Below are 14,315 nucleotides of genomic sequence, written 5' to 3' on the forward strand. Positions count from 1 at the left end.
GTAATGATCATTCGGAAATTGCTGATTTATGGTTTTGGTCAACATGAAGATATAACAGTGGAATTATCAAATGGCATCAACGTTTTTTATGGTCTAAATGAAGTAGGTAAAACGACGATTCAACAATTTATATTGCAAATTCTTTTTGGATTTCCACAGAAAAACCAACAACAGCTTCGATACGAACCGAAAAAAGGTGGGAAATATGGTGGGCAAATTCATATAACTGATCAAGAATTTGGAGACTGTATGATTGAACGTGTTAAGGGAAAGGCAACTGGCGATGTCACTGTTTATCTTCCTAATGGTGAGCAAGGTCATGAAGAATTATTAAAAAAAATGATAAGAGGCTATAATCGTCAAAGTTTTGAAGCAGTTTTCTCATTTTCTGTACATCAGTTACAACAAATCGAAAATTTATCTGAAGAAGAGTTAAGTCGAGTTTTACTAGCATCAGGGACTACAGGAGCAGACCAGTTATCAACTGTTAAAGAAACTCTTGAAAAAAGACAACAAGAATTATTCAAAAAATCAGGTAAAGTACCTCTATTAAACAAACAAATAGCGAGTTTAGTAAAACAAGACCAGCAACTAAAAGAGGAGCGCAAAAAAATTGATAGCTATGAGCCTACTATCAAGAGAGTTAACGAAATTGAAACGGAACTTGCACAAATCCTACAGCAAGAGCAACAACTTCAAATGGAAATTCAGCGGTTAAATGAGTATCGACAGCTCTCACCTTTATTAGATAAAAAAAGAGAATTAGAATTGAAAATTTCTACTATATCTCATACATCATTTCCGTCTAATGGCATTAACCGGTATGAACAATTGCAAGATCGCAAATTAACAAATGAAGCGGCATTAAAAAAGGTTCAGCATGACTATGATTTGTTATTGTCTAATTTAAACGCTGAATTTGATGAAAAACGCTTTAGTATAGTAAAAGAACTTGTTGATCGTGATGGAGAATGGAGAGAGTGGCAAATCCAAATTCGTCAGTTAGAAAGAGATATTCAAACATTGCAACAAGAGATGAATATGCAATTTCAACTTTTGGGGCTTATTCATAAAGAACAACAGCATGCGGTTTTACAAGCAGATGTATCTATCCAACAAGACGATCAGTTTCAGAAACTTATGAAACAATTGGAACAGCAAGAAGAACAGTATCGATTTCAACAACTGAATGCAGATCGATTACAAGAGGAAATTCAAGTATTATCCATAAAATTAGATGAGCTTTATAAGGGGATGCCCACAGATCAAGATAAAGATCTTTTGAAAAATTGGCACAGAGAAAAAGAAGAAGCAATAGAAGCAAAAGCAATTTTACAACAACAAAAAAATGGACCAGAGCAATATGTGAAGTTAGTAAGTATTATACTAATAATTACTTCGATTATTTTTGGTATCATACAAGAGAAAATGATTGTCTCAATTTTAGGGATAGTTGTCGCCATTCTTGTCTTTTGGTTATTTGGTCGTCCAAAAAATAATGTTAAAAACAGCATGCAATCAGATAAATATGAAAAGAAAATACAGCAAGTACATGCAAAAAAGGCTGAGATGGAGCATTTAGAACAAACAATTCGTCAATATGATGATCGAGTAGCTTTCATCGAGAAACAATTAGAAGATAAAGAATTGGAACAACAAAAGGCAGTTAAAGCATTAAACAAGCTTAAAATGTATGTAGATCAAAGTAGGGATCAGCTGAATTTATTTTTAGCTAAATTTCAAATTAAAGGTGATTTACAACCGAAATTATTAGCAGAACTATTTAGAAATATAAGGGATCTACAACAAACGAATAATCGTATGATTACGAAATCAGAGCAAAGGTTACAACTACTAAAATTTAGCGAAGAACGATTACAAGTATCCTCTAAATCATGTCAAATAACATGTACGATGGAGAATTTATCTACAGTTGTTCAACAAAGTTATCAACAGATGTTGGAGCATAAACAGAATTTGGAGAGCTCCCTTGACAGGAAGACGGAATTACAACAGCAAATAGAAGAGTTGCAACTACTCGATGATATGTATCAAGGTGAAATGATGAAACTACTCAAAGAAGCTAATGTCAACACTATAGATGAATTTTATGAAGCTGCTGATCAATATGCACAATTTGAGAATGCAATGCTTGAAATTAAACAAATCGATGCACAACTTCAAATGTATAACGATAAAATACTCTTGTTAAAATTGACAATTCAAGAAGCAAATAATCAATTACATCAATACAAAGAACATGAATTACAGCTTCAACAACACAAAAATATTCTTTTAAAAGAACAAGCAACTCTTCAAGCAAAAATAGAACATCTTTTACTAGATCAACAATATGGAAATCAGTTACAGAAATTCGAACAACAAAAAGCAGCTTTTAATGAAAATGCAAAGGAATGGGTCATTAAGAAACTTATTTCATCAGCTATTCAAGAAACGATACATCAACTAAAAGAGGAAAAGCTTCCGACAGTATTACAGCAAGCGGAATCTTTCTTTAAAATATTAACAAATAATCGATATGAAAAACTTTATATGAATACAGAAGGTAGATTTGAAGTATTATCAGTAGAGGGAATCCGTTATTCAATTGCAGAACTATCCCAAGCTACTAAAGAACAATCTTATATTGCGCTACGTTATGCATTAGCGAATTCCCTTAAACAATCTGTACCATTTCCAATCATAATGGACGATCCATTTGTCCATTTTGATCGTTTGCGAATTACTTACATGGTACAATTAATGAAAAGTATTGCGATTGAACATCAAATACTTTACTTTACATGTCATGAAGACATGCTTGATCAATGGGACAAAGCAAATATCATCCATGTGGCAGAACTCAAAAATGAAAGGGGATTGACTTCGGTATGAATGGGGTTGCAACATTACAAGCAGGCGCACCAGTCGATCAGTATTTACTTATCAAACAAGCAACAAAAGGTGTTACAACAATGGGAAAACCATTTATGACACTAATTTTACAAGATAAAAGTGGTAGTATCGAGGCTAAGCTTTGGGATACTGGCGAAGAGCAAGAGAAATTGTACCAAGCAGGTGGAATTGTCCGCATCGGAGGAGAAATTCATGATTATCGTGGGAAGTTACAATTACGGATTAAAACAATTCGTCCGGTAAATCATGATGAAAATATCTCAGTAACCGAATTAGTGCAATCTGCTGAAACGCCAAAAGAGGAATTATTTGATCAATTAATGGGATTTTTCTTTGAAATCAAAAATCCAAATATTTCTCGTATAACACGATACTTAATAATGGAAAATCAACACGCATTAATGACTTATCCAGCCGCAACAAAAAATCATCATGATTATGCTTCAGGATTATTAGATCATGTTGTATCGATGCTAAAGCTTGGAAAAGCAATTGCTGATTTATATCCAACTTTAAATAGAGATTTATTATATGCAGGTATCATCTTACATGATATTGGTAAGTTAGTAGAGTTATCTGGACCAGTTTCGACAAGTTACACAATAACAGGAAATATGTTAGGTCATATTTCAATAATGGTAAGTGAAATTGCACTTGCAGCAGATTCACTAAAAATCGAAGGAGAAGAAGTAATGCTACTTCAACATATGGTTTTATCTCATCATGGTAAAGAGGAGTGGGGTAGCCCTAAAAAACCAATGCTGCAAGAAGCAGAAATGTTACATTATATTGATAACATTGATGCGAAGATGAATACTTTAAAACGCGCACTAGCAAAAACACAACCTGGAGAATTCACAGAACGACTATTCCCACTTGATAATCGCGCATTCTATAAACCGACAATCGACTAATCAAAAAATAGCTCTTACCAGAAGGGTGAGAGCTATAAACAAAAACCTCGGACAATAGTTTGTCCGAGGTTTTTTTAGGGAAATTATTTAGATGCAGAAGCTGAGTTTGTAAATTGAGATAGAGCATCTTTTAAGTCTTTATCTTTAATTTTTACATCAGCATCTTTGATTAGTTTTGATACTTTTGCTAATAATTGAGATTGGTCAGCTTTTTGAAGTTGTAATTTTTTCTTAATTTCAGCTTTATTATCTTCAAAAGTACCTTTTACTTTAGCGTCACGAATATCTTCTAATTTGATGATATGGTAACCATATGAAGTTTTTACAGGTTCACTAATTTCACCTTTTTTAAGTGCGTAAGCGGCTTTTGTGAATTCAGGAACCATTTTATCTGGACCGAACCAACCTAGTTCACCACCAGCAGCTTTTGAACCAGTGTCAGTTGAATATTTTTTAGCAAGTGTAGCGAAGTCTTCACCTTTATCTAATTTAGCTTTAATTTCTTTTGCTGTTTTTTCATCAGCAACAAGAATATGGCTAGCTTTTAATTCTTTTTTCATTTCTTCGTAATAAGCTTTCATGTCTGCATCAGAAACTGTTACACCATCAGCTAAAGCAGCTTCTTGTAAAAGATTTAGTTTGATACTACGTTTAAATGATTTTTCATTCATATTTTGAGCAGCTAATGTTTGTTCATAACTACTACCCATTTGTTTTTTTTGTTTTTCGAATTCAGCGGTTACTTCTTTATCTGATACTTTATACTTATCGTTTAATACTTTTTCAATAATAAGTAATTGTAATGCTGAATCACCAACAGAGTCTTTCATTTCGTTGTATAGTTGATCTTTTGTGACATCGCCTACTTTTGTAGTAGCAACTTTTTCATTTCCAGCGTTGCCGCATGCAGACAATGCAAGTACAGACGCTGCAAGTGTTAATGATAAAACTGTTTTTTTCATCTTCCTTATCTCTCCCAACTTTGGTCACTTCAACTTATGCAAATGTAACTATACCATAGAACGAAAAAAAAAGGAAAAGGTTGCAATAAAAAGCGCCTAAAGAAGATGAGCGTCAATGCATACGATAGTGAAGAAAGGGGGTGTAAGAGATGAGTGGAGGTTATCAAAATAATTATGGTGCTAATGGCTTTGCACTTGTGGTTGTTCTATTCATCCTATTGATCATCGTGGGTGCAGCTTTTATGGGTTACGGTGGTTACTAAGGATGCAAAAGACCATTTACCAAATGGTAAATGGTCTTCTTTTTATAGTTTAACAGGGCACGAGAAAACATCATGACCATGCGTAGCCTATTTTATAGAGTAGACATCATTTCTAAGTAAAATGATATCAGTAAAATTGTGATAAGCACATTAATTGTGCGATAAATTTTAGGTTGCTTTTCCTCGGGAATCTCTTTCTGAGCGCATAGAGCGTAAGTCATCCGATTGATTTGGAACAGATAGAACACCGAGAATAGGACGACAATGGCAATGATCAAGTCTTTTCCTCCCCTCTAATATACGTCTATAGCATAACAAAAGTGTAACAGTCATGACAAGTTTGTCATCCTTTGTTGGTAACAGGAATAAGAATCTCAAATCCTTTCTCTGTCTCTTCTATTAATGCTTTTTTAGGTGAGCGAATTAAATGTTTTACATAAAGTAGATCTATTAAGCATAAACCACAATGGTATGCTAGCAAGATAGAAAAATAATGTCTAAAACTAGGGAAGATAACGGCCCCTATTATAAGTATACTGTTTAAAACAGTAAAAGGTACCATTAGAGCAATAAGATAGCGTGATTTTAGTATTGGCTCATGTATACGCATGGCTAAAACAGGTAGAAATTTAAATTGTTTTTCTATAGAATAGCGCAATCTTTTACGATAACGCATTAATGGGAAAAAGTGCAATAGCTTATGAACAGGATAGATCATTAAAAACACTAAAACAAATAGTGGGAATAATCGATCAGATACAGGGCTATCTTTATAAGCAGTCATTGAAATATAAAAGATTGAAAAGACCATCATTACAAAGATGGCGGAAAATAAAAAAATACGATCATGGCCGTATTGTTTTTGTACATTAATGGTTTTCCAGCAATGCAACTTCTAGCATCTCCAATTTCTAAAATTAAATTAAATCATCGATACATAACGATAAAGGTTTTTTATTTGAAAATCAAGCTAAATTTTTTGAACACAAATCACTATTATGATAAAGAAAAAGACGGATCAACACCAAAAATTGCGTAAGGCCATTATTGGGTGTTGAACCGTCTATCTAGTCTTCCATATTTCGTAGGGAATCTTCAAAAATATCCATAAAGTCATCACCGTAGATGTTACGGATTAATGCGATTAATTCTAAAAATTGTGGGAATTTCCCATACATTTCTTTTAAAGGTACCGATCCCTCAATAACACAATGCTTTGTTTGATTAAAGTTTTCATAAAGCTCTAAAAGTAATGATTGACCTTTTTCGGTGAGCTCAACATATGTATTTCTTTTATCATCATCACGCTTAGAGAATGATAGCAAGCCACGTTCTTCTAAATTTTTCGAAAAATTAAAAGCTGTTGATACATGCATCACCCCGAATTTTGCAATATCAGAGATGGAAGCACCTTTTAAATTATTGGCAATTAGTAATACATGGTGTTCGTTTATATTCAAATCATATGGTTTGATCCATGCTTGCCAATCTTTTTCTACGGCTTTCCAGAGAGCTTTAGATAATTGAGCAATACGTTGTGAATAGAGCATGGCTTCTTTAGCTGCAATTAATTCTTCGGACATAACTATCACCGCTTTCGTAATTTCTTAATATTATATCATTTCCTTACAAAAATATACAATAGAATAAAGAAATGTTATAGAGGGAAAGTTTATAGTTATAATATTGTATTAAAATAAGTTATTCACTTTTTACTTTTCTATTTTGAAAAGCATTGACTTGTTGTTGAATTTCATCCACTGAATTTTGTAAAGCTTCGATTTCTTGTTGTAACTGTTGTTGTATAGGTGCAGTTTCTTCTTGCCAGTTGACAACAGAAACTTTAGCATCCTCCACAAATTTTGGAATTGTCTCTTTTACTTCAGATTTTATGTTATTAATCGAGTTTTTAACAATTGTCATTTTTTGTTTTAAATCTTGTATCTGATTGTTTGCATTATTTTTCGTAGTTTTTAGGGATGATCGTAACTCTTTTCCTGATTTAGGTGTCGTCAATAGCACTGTTGTTGCAGCACCAAGAAGTCCAGAAGTTAGACCGAGTAAAAAAGCAGTTGGTTTCATAATATTCAGTCTCCTTTCACTATATATATTTCCTTCATTTACTATATTAAAACATGTTTTTAAAAAAATAAAAGAAGATATCTCATATTTAGAGAAACAATCTACGAGATATCTCTTGATATTTGATCATATGAAACAAAAAGTTGACCCAAAGTAGCTTAAGGGCCAACTTTTTTGTTCGTTATGCCTGATTCAAAGCTGTTGTAAATTTAGAACGTTTTACGAGATTCATAATAATTGGGTAAATAATTATGAATGCTACGATATTAATGGCTACAGCAGGTAATACTACTGTTAAGAATAATGCGCCGAAAGGAATATCAGCACCAGTTACTAGAATTGCAGAACCTAAAAAGACGCTTCCTGAGATTATTGTACCAATACCAGCAAGGATTGCTGAAACTGCAACTTTTTGAGCCGCTTTTTTCAATAACACAACAACTGCATAAAAAACAAATGCTGTAACAAATTTATCGATTATATTTGGTACAAAACCGCCTGGAAATGTAGAAAATAGTCCTGAAATTATACCGGTGGTTACAGCTAGCAAAAATACTTCTTTTACTCGAGGGAAAAGTAGAATTCCAACGAACATCATTGTAAGCATGAAGTCTGGTTTCATACCACCATTAATCCCAGGAATAACAACGTATAAGGCTGCCCCAACACCAACTAGTAGTGCCATTAATACTAAATTTTTCGTATTCATTTCTCATCTCTCCTATTCAGATGCCTAAGCTCGACTATTTGTTCTCCTTCCGTATCCTCGTGATCGAAAGCGAAAACTTATAATGATTTTACAGTTTAATTGTTTGAAAGGCAAGAGGATTTGGCTTGTTCTATGGGGTTTCTAGAAATTACCAACGATAACTATTTTGCATATTTTGAAGAACCAATGTGTTAAAATGTGCGCATGAAAAAACTAAAAATAGACGATTCATTTAAAAACTACTTATAAAGATTGATAAATAGTTGATCGTATGTATGAATATATAAAATAGTAGTAAATTTATAAAAAAACCTAATAAAAGCGCAGAAAATCTTTCTGCGCTATCTTATCTATTATTTATTTAGGTTGGCTTTAATTTCTTCAGCTAGTCCGGTTAGAATATCTGGAGTAAATTCATCTTGTTTTGTGATCCAAGTAGGTTTATATCCGTCTGTTTCATCATATCTTGGGATAAAGTGCAAATGGAAATGGAAGACGCTTTGACCAGCAGGTGCTCCGTTGTTATTTAATAGATTCATGCCAGCTGGTTTAAAAGAATCCTTAATCGCATTCGCAATGCGAGGAGCAACTTTAAAAAGATTAGCGGCTGTATCTTCAGACATTTCAAAAACATTCGCTACATGTTCTTTTGGAATTAATAATGTATGTCCTTTTGTTAATGGACTGATATCCATAAAAGCATAGACATACTCGTCTTCGTAGATTTTTGTACTGGGAATTGAGCCGTCGATAATTTTGCAAAATAAACAATCGCTCATAAAAAACACACCTTTCACTATTTTGCTATTCATTTTACCACATAGGAACTGCTAGAAAGAGGAATTTTTGATAAAATGTAAGAAGAAGAGGAGTTGACTTCGAATGACGGTTTTAGAATTACAATCGGTAACCGGTGGTTATACACGAAAACCTGTTATCCACGATTTATCTTTTACGATTGAGCCAGGAGAGTTAGTAGGGTTAATAGGTTTAAACGGTGCAGGTAAGAGCACAACAATTAAACATATTATCGGATTAATGACACCACAAAAAGGAGAAATTTTACTAAATGGTGTGTCAATAAAAGACAATATGGATCAATATCGATCATCCTTCTCCTATATACCAGAAACACCAGTGCTGTATGATGAACTTACTCTCAAAGAACATCTAGAGTTAACTGCAATGGCATATGGGATTGATTTAGAAACCATGGAAAATCGCGTAACGCCATTATTAAAAGAATTTAGAATGGAGAAACGTTTAAATTGGTTTCCATCACATTTTTCTAAAGGGATGCGTCAAAAAGTAATGATTATGTGCGCCTTCTTAGTAAATCCTTCTTTATACATCATTGATGAACCATTTTTAGGGCTGGATCCATTAGCAATTCAATCATTGTTAGATCAAATGGATGAAAAGAAAAAAGAAGGGGCAGCCATTTTAATGTCAACGCATGTATTAGCAACAGCAGAAAAACATTGCGATAAAATCCTTTTATTGCATAATGGTCGTTTGCGTGCATATGGTACGATGAATGATTTACGCCGAACATTCAATATGCCAAATGCAACTCTTGATGATTTATATATTGCTATGACGAAGGAGCAAGACGATGAATAGCTTGTATGATGTTTGGCGTACACGGTTCACCCATTATATGGGTGAGGTTCAAAAGTATATGCGCTTTGTCTTTACAGGTCATTTAGCTATTGTCATTATGTTTGTACTTGGTGCAGGTGGTTATCAATATAGCCAATGGCTAAAAGTTGCATCAAGTGATTTTCCAGCAATCTGGCTTGCTGCTGCGATTATGGGGATTCTTCTAGGTTTCAGTCGTCCTGTTACACTGATTCGAAAACCGGACGAGGTATATTTGCTTCCACTTGAAACCAAATTACCTCAGTATTTCAATAAAGCTATAAAATACACTTTAGGTTCACAGATTATACTAGTTGTCTTACTGTATTTGGTAACTTGGCCAATGTTACGACAAGTAGCAGGGCTTAAACCTTCTACAATACTAGTAGGATTGGTCGCTGCACTTTTACTAAAATGGTGGAACATCCATAGTGAATTTTCATACCGATGGGCTTATAAAGGGCATCATGTATGGATGGATCGAATTGTTCGAATGATTTGTTCATTTGTACTCATTGCATCCATTTTGTACATTCAATTTATTCCAATTATTATCATGATCTTAATTATTTTTTCTTATCCAATGTTCTGGAAAAAGAAATTACAAGAAACGCCTTTTCCATATGAACATTTTGTTCGATTAGAAGAAAATCGAATGATGGCAATTTATAGATTTGCTAATTATTTTACGGATGTTCCAAACATTCATGGAAGTATTAAACGACGAGCTTGGTTAGATTGGGCCTATAAACTAATTCCATATGCAAAACAAAATACACAGGCATATTTAGTTTTCCGTACCTTTGTACGTACGGATGATCATTTTTATTTGTGGCTTCGCTTAACAGTTATATCTGCACTAGCATCAGCGTTTATCCATATTCCTGTTGCCATTGCTGTAGTTGTTGCAGCGCTTGCTTTTGCAACAGCAATTCAATTGAAGCAAGCTTTGACAACATCAACGGATTTCCGTATGGACATGCTTTATCCATTACCAGAGAATTCACGCAAAAAAGCAACAGTGAAAATTGTTCGCTACACGATTATAATCCAAGCCATCATTGTTTTACTTGCAGGAATAGGAACACCCTATTTCTATTTCCAAGGATTAATCGCGCTAATTATAGGAGAGTTAACTCTTCGTTTAAGTAAATAATTTAAAATCGACTAATGTCTAAATGAGATTAGTCGATTTTTTCATTTAAAAGAATGAGTTCATGTTCATAGTAAGCATTTAGATTGATATATCTAGAATAATAGATATAATGACACTATGGAACCATTACTAATTTTTAAAGCATTATCAAATGAAAAAAGATTAATGATTTTAGAATGGCTAAAAAACCCAGAGCAACATTTTGTCCAACAGAAGCATCTTTCAGAAAGCGATCATTTTGAAGGAGGGGTATGTGTAGGGAGTATTTGTGATAAAGCAGAGCTTGTTCAGTCTGTTACTTCAAGCTATCTGAATATGATGCAAAATGCAGGTTTGTTGGAGTCTAAGCGTATCGGTAAATGGACATATTATAGAAGAAATGAAAAAGTTATTAAACAACTTAGTGAGTATATCCATAAAGAATTATAGGCGGCTAGCAATGTTTTAATGCTTCTGCCTTTCATTAAAAAATAAGATATCTATAATTTTAGATATAAAGATATAAAAGGAGTGTTAAATGATGGGGAATGGCAAAAAAGTAAAGGATATTGAGCTTTCAGTTTTGGATTTAGTAGCAGTTTTAAAAGGTCATGATGCTGCTTATTCATTTCAGAATAGCTTGAAACTTGCTCAAAAAGTAGAAACGTTCGGATACAAACGCTATTGGTTTGCAGAACATCATAATAGTCCAAGTATTGCTAGTTCAGCTACCTCTCTATTAATTAGTCATATTGCGCAGGGTACTGAAAAAATACGTGTTGGTTCAGGAGGGATTATGCTACCAAATCATGTACCGCTAGTAATCGCAGAACAATTTGGTACTTTAGATGCTCTATATCCAGGACGAATTGACTTAGGATTAGGAAGAGCACCAGGTACAGATCCCATAACAGCTCAAGCTCTTCGCCGAAATTTACAAGGATCAGGTGAGGACTTTCCACAAAATGTATTGGAATTACAACAATATTTAAGCGACAATCCGAATGGGCATGTACATGCATATCCTGGGGAAGGTTCAAATATTCCAATTTATCTACTTGGATCTAGTTTATTTAGTGCGAGACTCGCAGGGATGTTAGGCTTACCCTATGCATTTGCTAGCCATTTTGCACCAACCTATTTGCGAGACGCACTCCGTATGTATCGAGATTCTTTCCAACCATCTGAGCAGTTGAAAGAACCCTATACAATTGCATGTGTAAATGTTATTGCTGCTGACTCGAATGAGGAAGCCAAAAAAATAGCATCAAGTTTGTATCTGTATTTTTTAAATGTAGTTCGAGGGACAAAAAATCAGTTAAATCCTCCAGTCGATTCTTTAGACGGTTATTGGTCTGACGCTGAAAAGAGTGCTGTTATGCAATCTCTATACTACACATTTATCGGTGATGAAGATAGAATTGCACAGGATCTAGGTACATTTGTAGCAGATACAGATGTTGATGAGATTATGGCATGCTCACATATATATGACCCTGCTGCGCGTATTCGATCATATGAAATATTGGCAAATGCTATAAGAAGATAAAAGAAGATCAGCCTATTGAGGAATGGAGCTATTTTTAATTAACGAGTAAAAAAGCTATGCATGTGTTCATTTTATGCATAGCTTTATTGTACTATTTATGATTATGGTATAGAATTGCAGCGGTACCAAGCGTTTTTGCTGCAATAAGCATAGCTTCTTCTGCAAAATCAAATTTTGCATGGTGATGTGGATATGCAATGCCTTCTTTTGGTTTAGCCCCTGTAAAGAAGAATGTACCAGGGATTTTCTCTACATAATAACCAAAATCTTCTCCTACCATAACTGCATCCATTTCAGCAACTTCCGTTATACCAGGTATCGTTTCTGCTACACGGGCCATAAATACAGTTTCCTTTTCATGATTAATCAGTGGAATATATCCTCGTAAATAATGAAACTCATAATCTGCATTTGCGGCGAAGCAAACTCCTTTAACTACGCGTTCCATTTCTTCGATGATTTTTTCACGAACAGTAACATCAAAAGTTCGAACAGTACCGGTAAGTGTTGCTTCTCCAGCGATAATATTAAAAGCACTACCAGAGTGAAATGAACCAATTGTTAGTACAGCTGGATGAGTTGGGTTAATACGTCTAGCTATTATTTGCTGCAATTGGACAACTAATTCTGCACCAACAGTGACAGCATCGATCGTTGTATGTGGTGCGCCACCATGTCCGCCATTTCCTATTATTTTAATCGTAAAATTATCCGCACCTGCCATCATAGGACCGCTTCGATAATGGATTGTACCTAATGGAAATTGTGACCATAAATGAGTTCCGAAAATTGCATCTACACCAGTTAAACAACCTGCTTCAATCATTGGTTTAGCGCCTCCAGGAGCGACTTCCTCTGCAAATTGATGGATCAATACATAAGTACCGGGAATTTCTGAGCGGTGTGCCAATAATATTTTTGCTAAAATAAGCAATGTTGCAGTATGACCATCATGCCCACATGCGTGAGATACGCCAGCCACGGTTGATCTATATGAAACTTCTTTTTCATCTTGAATGGGTAAAGCATCAAAATCAGCTCTAAGTGCGACTGTTTTTCCAGGTTTTCCACCTGTAAGATACGCAACAACACCATTCCCACCAACATTTGCCTCGAAAGGAATGTCTAATTTTCTATAGAAGTTTTGAATGTAAGCTGCGGTTTTATGTTCATTAAACGAGACTTCAGGATGCATATGTAAATATCTGCGGATTGTTTGCATTTCTTCAAATGAATTTTCAAGGTCTTGATAAATAGTACGCAATAACTTTTCATACATATTAACAGCCTCCTAATCAAGTAAAAATTTCGAAATTTCAAACTTTTAATTAGTATAACAAAAAAGCCGAGTAAAAATGCTCGACTTTTTTAGGGTTAAAGCGCATCTTCTTCAGGACGACCAGATATATAGGTTTTCACATATGGAGCACTTGTAAAAATATTACTACGATTAACACCTTCAGTTGGCTTTTCACTTTCATAAATTTCCTTATAAGCTTTTGATGCTTTCCATGCTTCAAATGAATGCGGTCCAGTCCATTCAGAAAGAGAAATATAAACGTCATCATTTAAAGGACGTAGTAACCGGAAGGCGATAAAGCCTGGTTCGTCTTCAATTGTATGGATACGTTCAAAAAATCGATCTTCAAATATTTTTTGACTTTCGCTTATTACTGGAATATGATTCAATACAAAAAATCCACGCTCATCTAACGTATTGATTTCTCTGATGATTTCATAGCTTCTAGGTGATGCGAATACACTTTTCTTCATAGATTCGTGAAGTAATACAGCATTTTCTTGACCGTATAATACAATCATATTCTCTTTTGAGTATTTTTTTTGAAGGCTTGCCATCAGTTCAGGTGTCCCTGATGTTAGATATAAAAACATATAAATTCCTCCTAAAATAACATTATTTTCAACCCTTTAAGGAAACATCGTATCTTAGTATATTCCAAATTAGCAAAAAGTATAAAGTTGGTCTTTCGAAGTTAATAATAGTATATCCCTTAAATTGGAAAAAACGATGATGTACCTCTTTGTCAAAAAGATGTCACCATTTTATACATTTTTTTAACAATCAGTTCGTAGAACTATACAACACATAAAGAAACGTCTATCATGAAAAATGGATATGAATG

Annotated in this window: 16 protein-coding genes; 7 read left to right on the forward strand and 9 right to left on the reverse strand. The window is 34.1% G+C overall.

The window, feature by feature from the left end:
- The first annotated feature begins 3 nt into the window (after window positions 1-3).
- Window positions 4-2,895, forward strand: coding sequence for an ATP-binding protein (locus tag CEF14_RS17870; protein WP_102694066.1), 2,892 nt, complete (start codon window positions 4-6; stop codon window positions 2,893-2,895).
- Window positions 2,892-3,830 (forward strand): 3'-5' exoribonuclease YhaM, encoded by a 939-nt coding sequence (yhaM, locus tag CEF14_RS17875; RefSeq protein ID WP_102694067.1) that lies wholly within the window; start codon window positions 2,892-2,894, stop codon window positions 3,828-3,830. The genes CEF14_RS17870 and yhaM overlap by 4 nt, the downstream gene beginning before the upstream one ends.
- Window positions 3,831-3,913: 83 nt before the next feature.
- Here the strand turns inward: yhaM and CEF14_RS17880 are convergent, their stop codons facing one another.
- On the reverse strand, window positions 3,914-4,792 hold the full coding sequence (locus tag CEF14_RS17880) for a peptidylprolyl isomerase (protein WP_102694068.1): 879 nt from the start codon (window positions 4,790-4,792) through the stop codon (window positions 3,914-3,916).
- Between the two features lie 149 nt (window positions 4,793-4,941).
- Between CEF14_RS17880 and CEF14_RS17885 the strand changes: the two genes are divergently transcribed.
- Complete coding sequence (locus tag CEF14_RS17885; RefSeq protein WP_102694069.1) at window positions 4,942-5,055, forward strand: YjcZ family sporulation protein; 114 nt, start codon at window positions 4,942-4,944, stop codon at window positions 5,053-5,055.
- 92 nt (window positions 5,056-5,147) lie between these two features.
- Here CEF14_RS17885 and CEF14_RS19325 read toward each other — a convergent pair whose 3' ends face one another.
- The 6 genes from CEF14_RS19325 to CEF14_RS17915 all read right to left on the reverse strand — a co-directional run bounded on the left by CEF14_RS19325 (window position 5,148) and on the right by CEF14_RS17915 (window position 8,625).
- Window positions 5,148-5,333 carry a hypothetical protein gene (locus CEF14_RS19325; RefSeq protein WP_102694070.1) on the reverse strand — a complete coding sequence of 62 codons (186 nt, stop codon included), beginning with the start codon at window positions 5,331-5,333 and terminating at the stop codon, window positions 5,148-5,150.
- A 65-nt stretch (window positions 5,334-5,398) separates the two neighbouring features.
- Complete coding sequence (locus CEF14_RS17895) at window positions 5,399-5,947, reverse strand: DUF3267 domain-containing protein (protein ID WP_102694071.1); 549 nt, start codon at window positions 5,945-5,947, stop codon at window positions 5,399-5,401.
- A 175-nt stretch (window positions 5,948-6,122) separates the two neighbouring features.
- A complete protein-coding gene (locus CEF14_RS17900) occupies window positions 6,123-6,644 on the reverse strand; it encodes an HTH-type transcriptional regulator Hpr (RefSeq protein WP_102694459.1) in 522 nt (173 codons plus the stop codon).
- A gap of 112 nt (window positions 6,645-6,756) precedes the next feature.
- Window positions 6,757-7,137 carry a YtxH domain-containing protein gene (locus CEF14_RS17905; RefSeq protein ID WP_102694072.1) on the reverse strand — a complete coding sequence of 127 codons (381 nt, stop codon included), beginning with the start codon at window positions 7,135-7,137 and terminating at the stop codon, window positions 6,757-6,759.
- A gap of 181 nt (window positions 7,138-7,318) precedes the next feature.
- Window positions 7,319-7,846, reverse strand: coding sequence for a tryptophan transporter (locus CEF14_RS17910; RefSeq protein WP_102694073.1), 528 nt, complete (start codon window positions 7,844-7,846; stop codon window positions 7,319-7,321).
- Between the two features lie 353 nt (window positions 7,847-8,199).
- Window positions 8,200-8,625 carry an HIT family protein gene (locus tag CEF14_RS17915; protein ID WP_102694074.1) on the reverse strand — a complete coding sequence of 142 codons (426 nt, stop codon included), beginning with the start codon at window positions 8,623-8,625 and terminating at the stop codon, window positions 8,200-8,202.
- Between the two features lie 103 nt (window positions 8,626-8,728).
- On the opposite strand from CEF14_RS17915, the gene CEF14_RS17920 reads away from it, so the two are divergent.
- The 4 genes from CEF14_RS17920 to CEF14_RS17935 all read left to right on the forward strand — a co-directional run bounded on the left by CEF14_RS17920 (window position 8,729) and on the right by CEF14_RS17935 (window position 12,171).
- On the forward strand, window positions 8,729-9,469 hold the full coding sequence (locus CEF14_RS17920) for an ABC transporter ATP-binding protein (protein ID WP_102694075.1): 741 nt from the start codon (window positions 8,729-8,731) through the stop codon (window positions 9,467-9,469).
- Window positions 9,462-10,643, forward strand: a complete 1,182-nt coding sequence (locus CEF14_RS17925) for an ABC transporter permease (protein ID WP_102694076.1) — start codon at window positions 9,462-9,464, stop codon at window positions 10,641-10,643. The genes CEF14_RS17920 and CEF14_RS17925 overlap by 8 nt, the downstream gene beginning before the upstream one ends.
- Window positions 10,644-10,760: 117 nt before the next feature.
- On the forward strand, window positions 10,761-11,072 hold the full coding sequence (locus CEF14_RS17930; RefSeq protein WP_102694077.1) for an ArsR/SmtB family transcription factor: 312 nt from the start codon (window positions 10,761-10,763) through the stop codon (window positions 11,070-11,072).
- Between the two features lie 91 nt (window positions 11,073-11,163).
- On the forward strand, window positions 11,164-12,171 hold the full coding sequence (locus CEF14_RS17935) for an LLM class flavin-dependent oxidoreductase (protein ID WP_102694078.1): 1,008 nt from the start codon (window positions 11,164-11,166) through the stop codon (window positions 12,169-12,171).
- 91 nt (window positions 12,172-12,262) lie between these two features.
- On the opposite strand, the gene CEF14_RS17940 is transcribed toward CEF14_RS17935, so the two are convergent.
- On the reverse strand, window positions 12,263-13,450 hold the full coding sequence (locus CEF14_RS17940) for an amidohydrolase (protein ID WP_102694079.1): 1,188 nt from the start codon (window positions 13,448-13,450) through the stop codon (window positions 12,263-12,265).
- A 95-nt stretch (window positions 13,451-13,545) separates the two neighbouring features.
- The gene (locus CEF14_RS17945) at window positions 13,546-14,064 is read right to left on the reverse strand and encodes an antibiotic biosynthesis monooxygenase family protein (RefSeq protein WP_102694080.1); all 519 of its coding nucleotides are present in this window, start codon (window positions 14,062-14,064) and stop codon (window positions 13,546-13,548) included.
- Window positions 14,065-14,315: the final 251 nt, after the last annotated feature.

It is taken from the genome of Rummeliibacillus pycnus, assembly GCF_002884495.1.
GTDB lineage: Bacteria > Bacillota > Bacilli > Bacillales_A > Planococcaceae > Rummeliibacillus > Rummeliibacillus pycnus.

What these genes read in the sequence shown, in the direction of transcription:
- CEF14_RS17870 (WP_102694066.1), top strand. Translation starts at nt 4, where the DNA reads ATGATCATTCGGAAATTGCTGATTTATGGTTTTGGTCAACATGAAGAT.
- yhaM (WP_102694067.1), top strand. Translation starts at nt 2,892, where the DNA reads ATGAATGGGGTTGCAACATTACAAGCAGGCGCACCAGTCGATCAGTAT.
- CEF14_RS17880 (WP_102694068.1), bottom strand. Translation starts at nt 4,792, where the DNA reads ATGAAAAAAACAGTTTTATCATTAACACTTGCAGCGTCTGTACTTGCA.
- CEF14_RS17885 (WP_102694069.1), top strand. Translation starts at nt 4,942, where the DNA reads ATGAGTGGAGGTTATCAAAATAATTATGGTGCTAATGGCTTTGCACTT.
- CEF14_RS17905 (WP_102694072.1), bottom strand. Translation starts at nt 7,137, where the DNA reads ATGAAACCAACTGCTTTTTTACTCGGTCTAACTTCTGGACTTCTTGGT.
- CEF14_RS17910 (WP_102694073.1), bottom strand. Translation starts at nt 7,846, where the DNA reads ATGAATACGAAAAATTTAGTATTAATGGCACTACTAGTTGGTGTTGGG.
- CEF14_RS17915 (WP_102694074.1), bottom strand. Translation starts at nt 8,625, where the DNA reads ATGAGCGATTGTTTATTTTGCAAAATTATCGACGGCTCAATTCCCAGT.
- CEF14_RS17920 (WP_102694075.1), top strand. Translation starts at nt 8,729, where the DNA reads ATGACGGTTTTAGAATTACAATCGGTAACCGGTGGTTATACACGAAAA.
- CEF14_RS17925 (WP_102694076.1), top strand. Translation starts at nt 9,462, where the DNA reads ATGAATAGCTTGTATGATGTTTGGCGTACACGGTTCACCCATTATATG.
- CEF14_RS17930 (WP_102694077.1), top strand. Translation starts at nt 10,761, where the DNA reads ATGGAACCATTACTAATTTTTAAAGCATTATCAAATGAAAAAAGATTA.
- CEF14_RS17935 (WP_102694078.1), top strand. Translation starts at nt 11,164, where the DNA reads ATGGGGAATGGCAAAAAAGTAAAGGATATTGAGCTTTCAGTTTTGGAT.
- CEF14_RS17940 (WP_102694079.1), bottom strand. Translation starts at nt 13,450, where the DNA reads ATGTATGAAAAGTTATTGCGTACTATTTATCAAGACCTTGAAAATTCA.
- CEF14_RS17945 (WP_102694080.1), bottom strand. Translation starts at nt 14,064, where the DNA reads ATGTTTTTATATCTAACATCAGGGACACCTGAACTGATGGCAAGCCTT.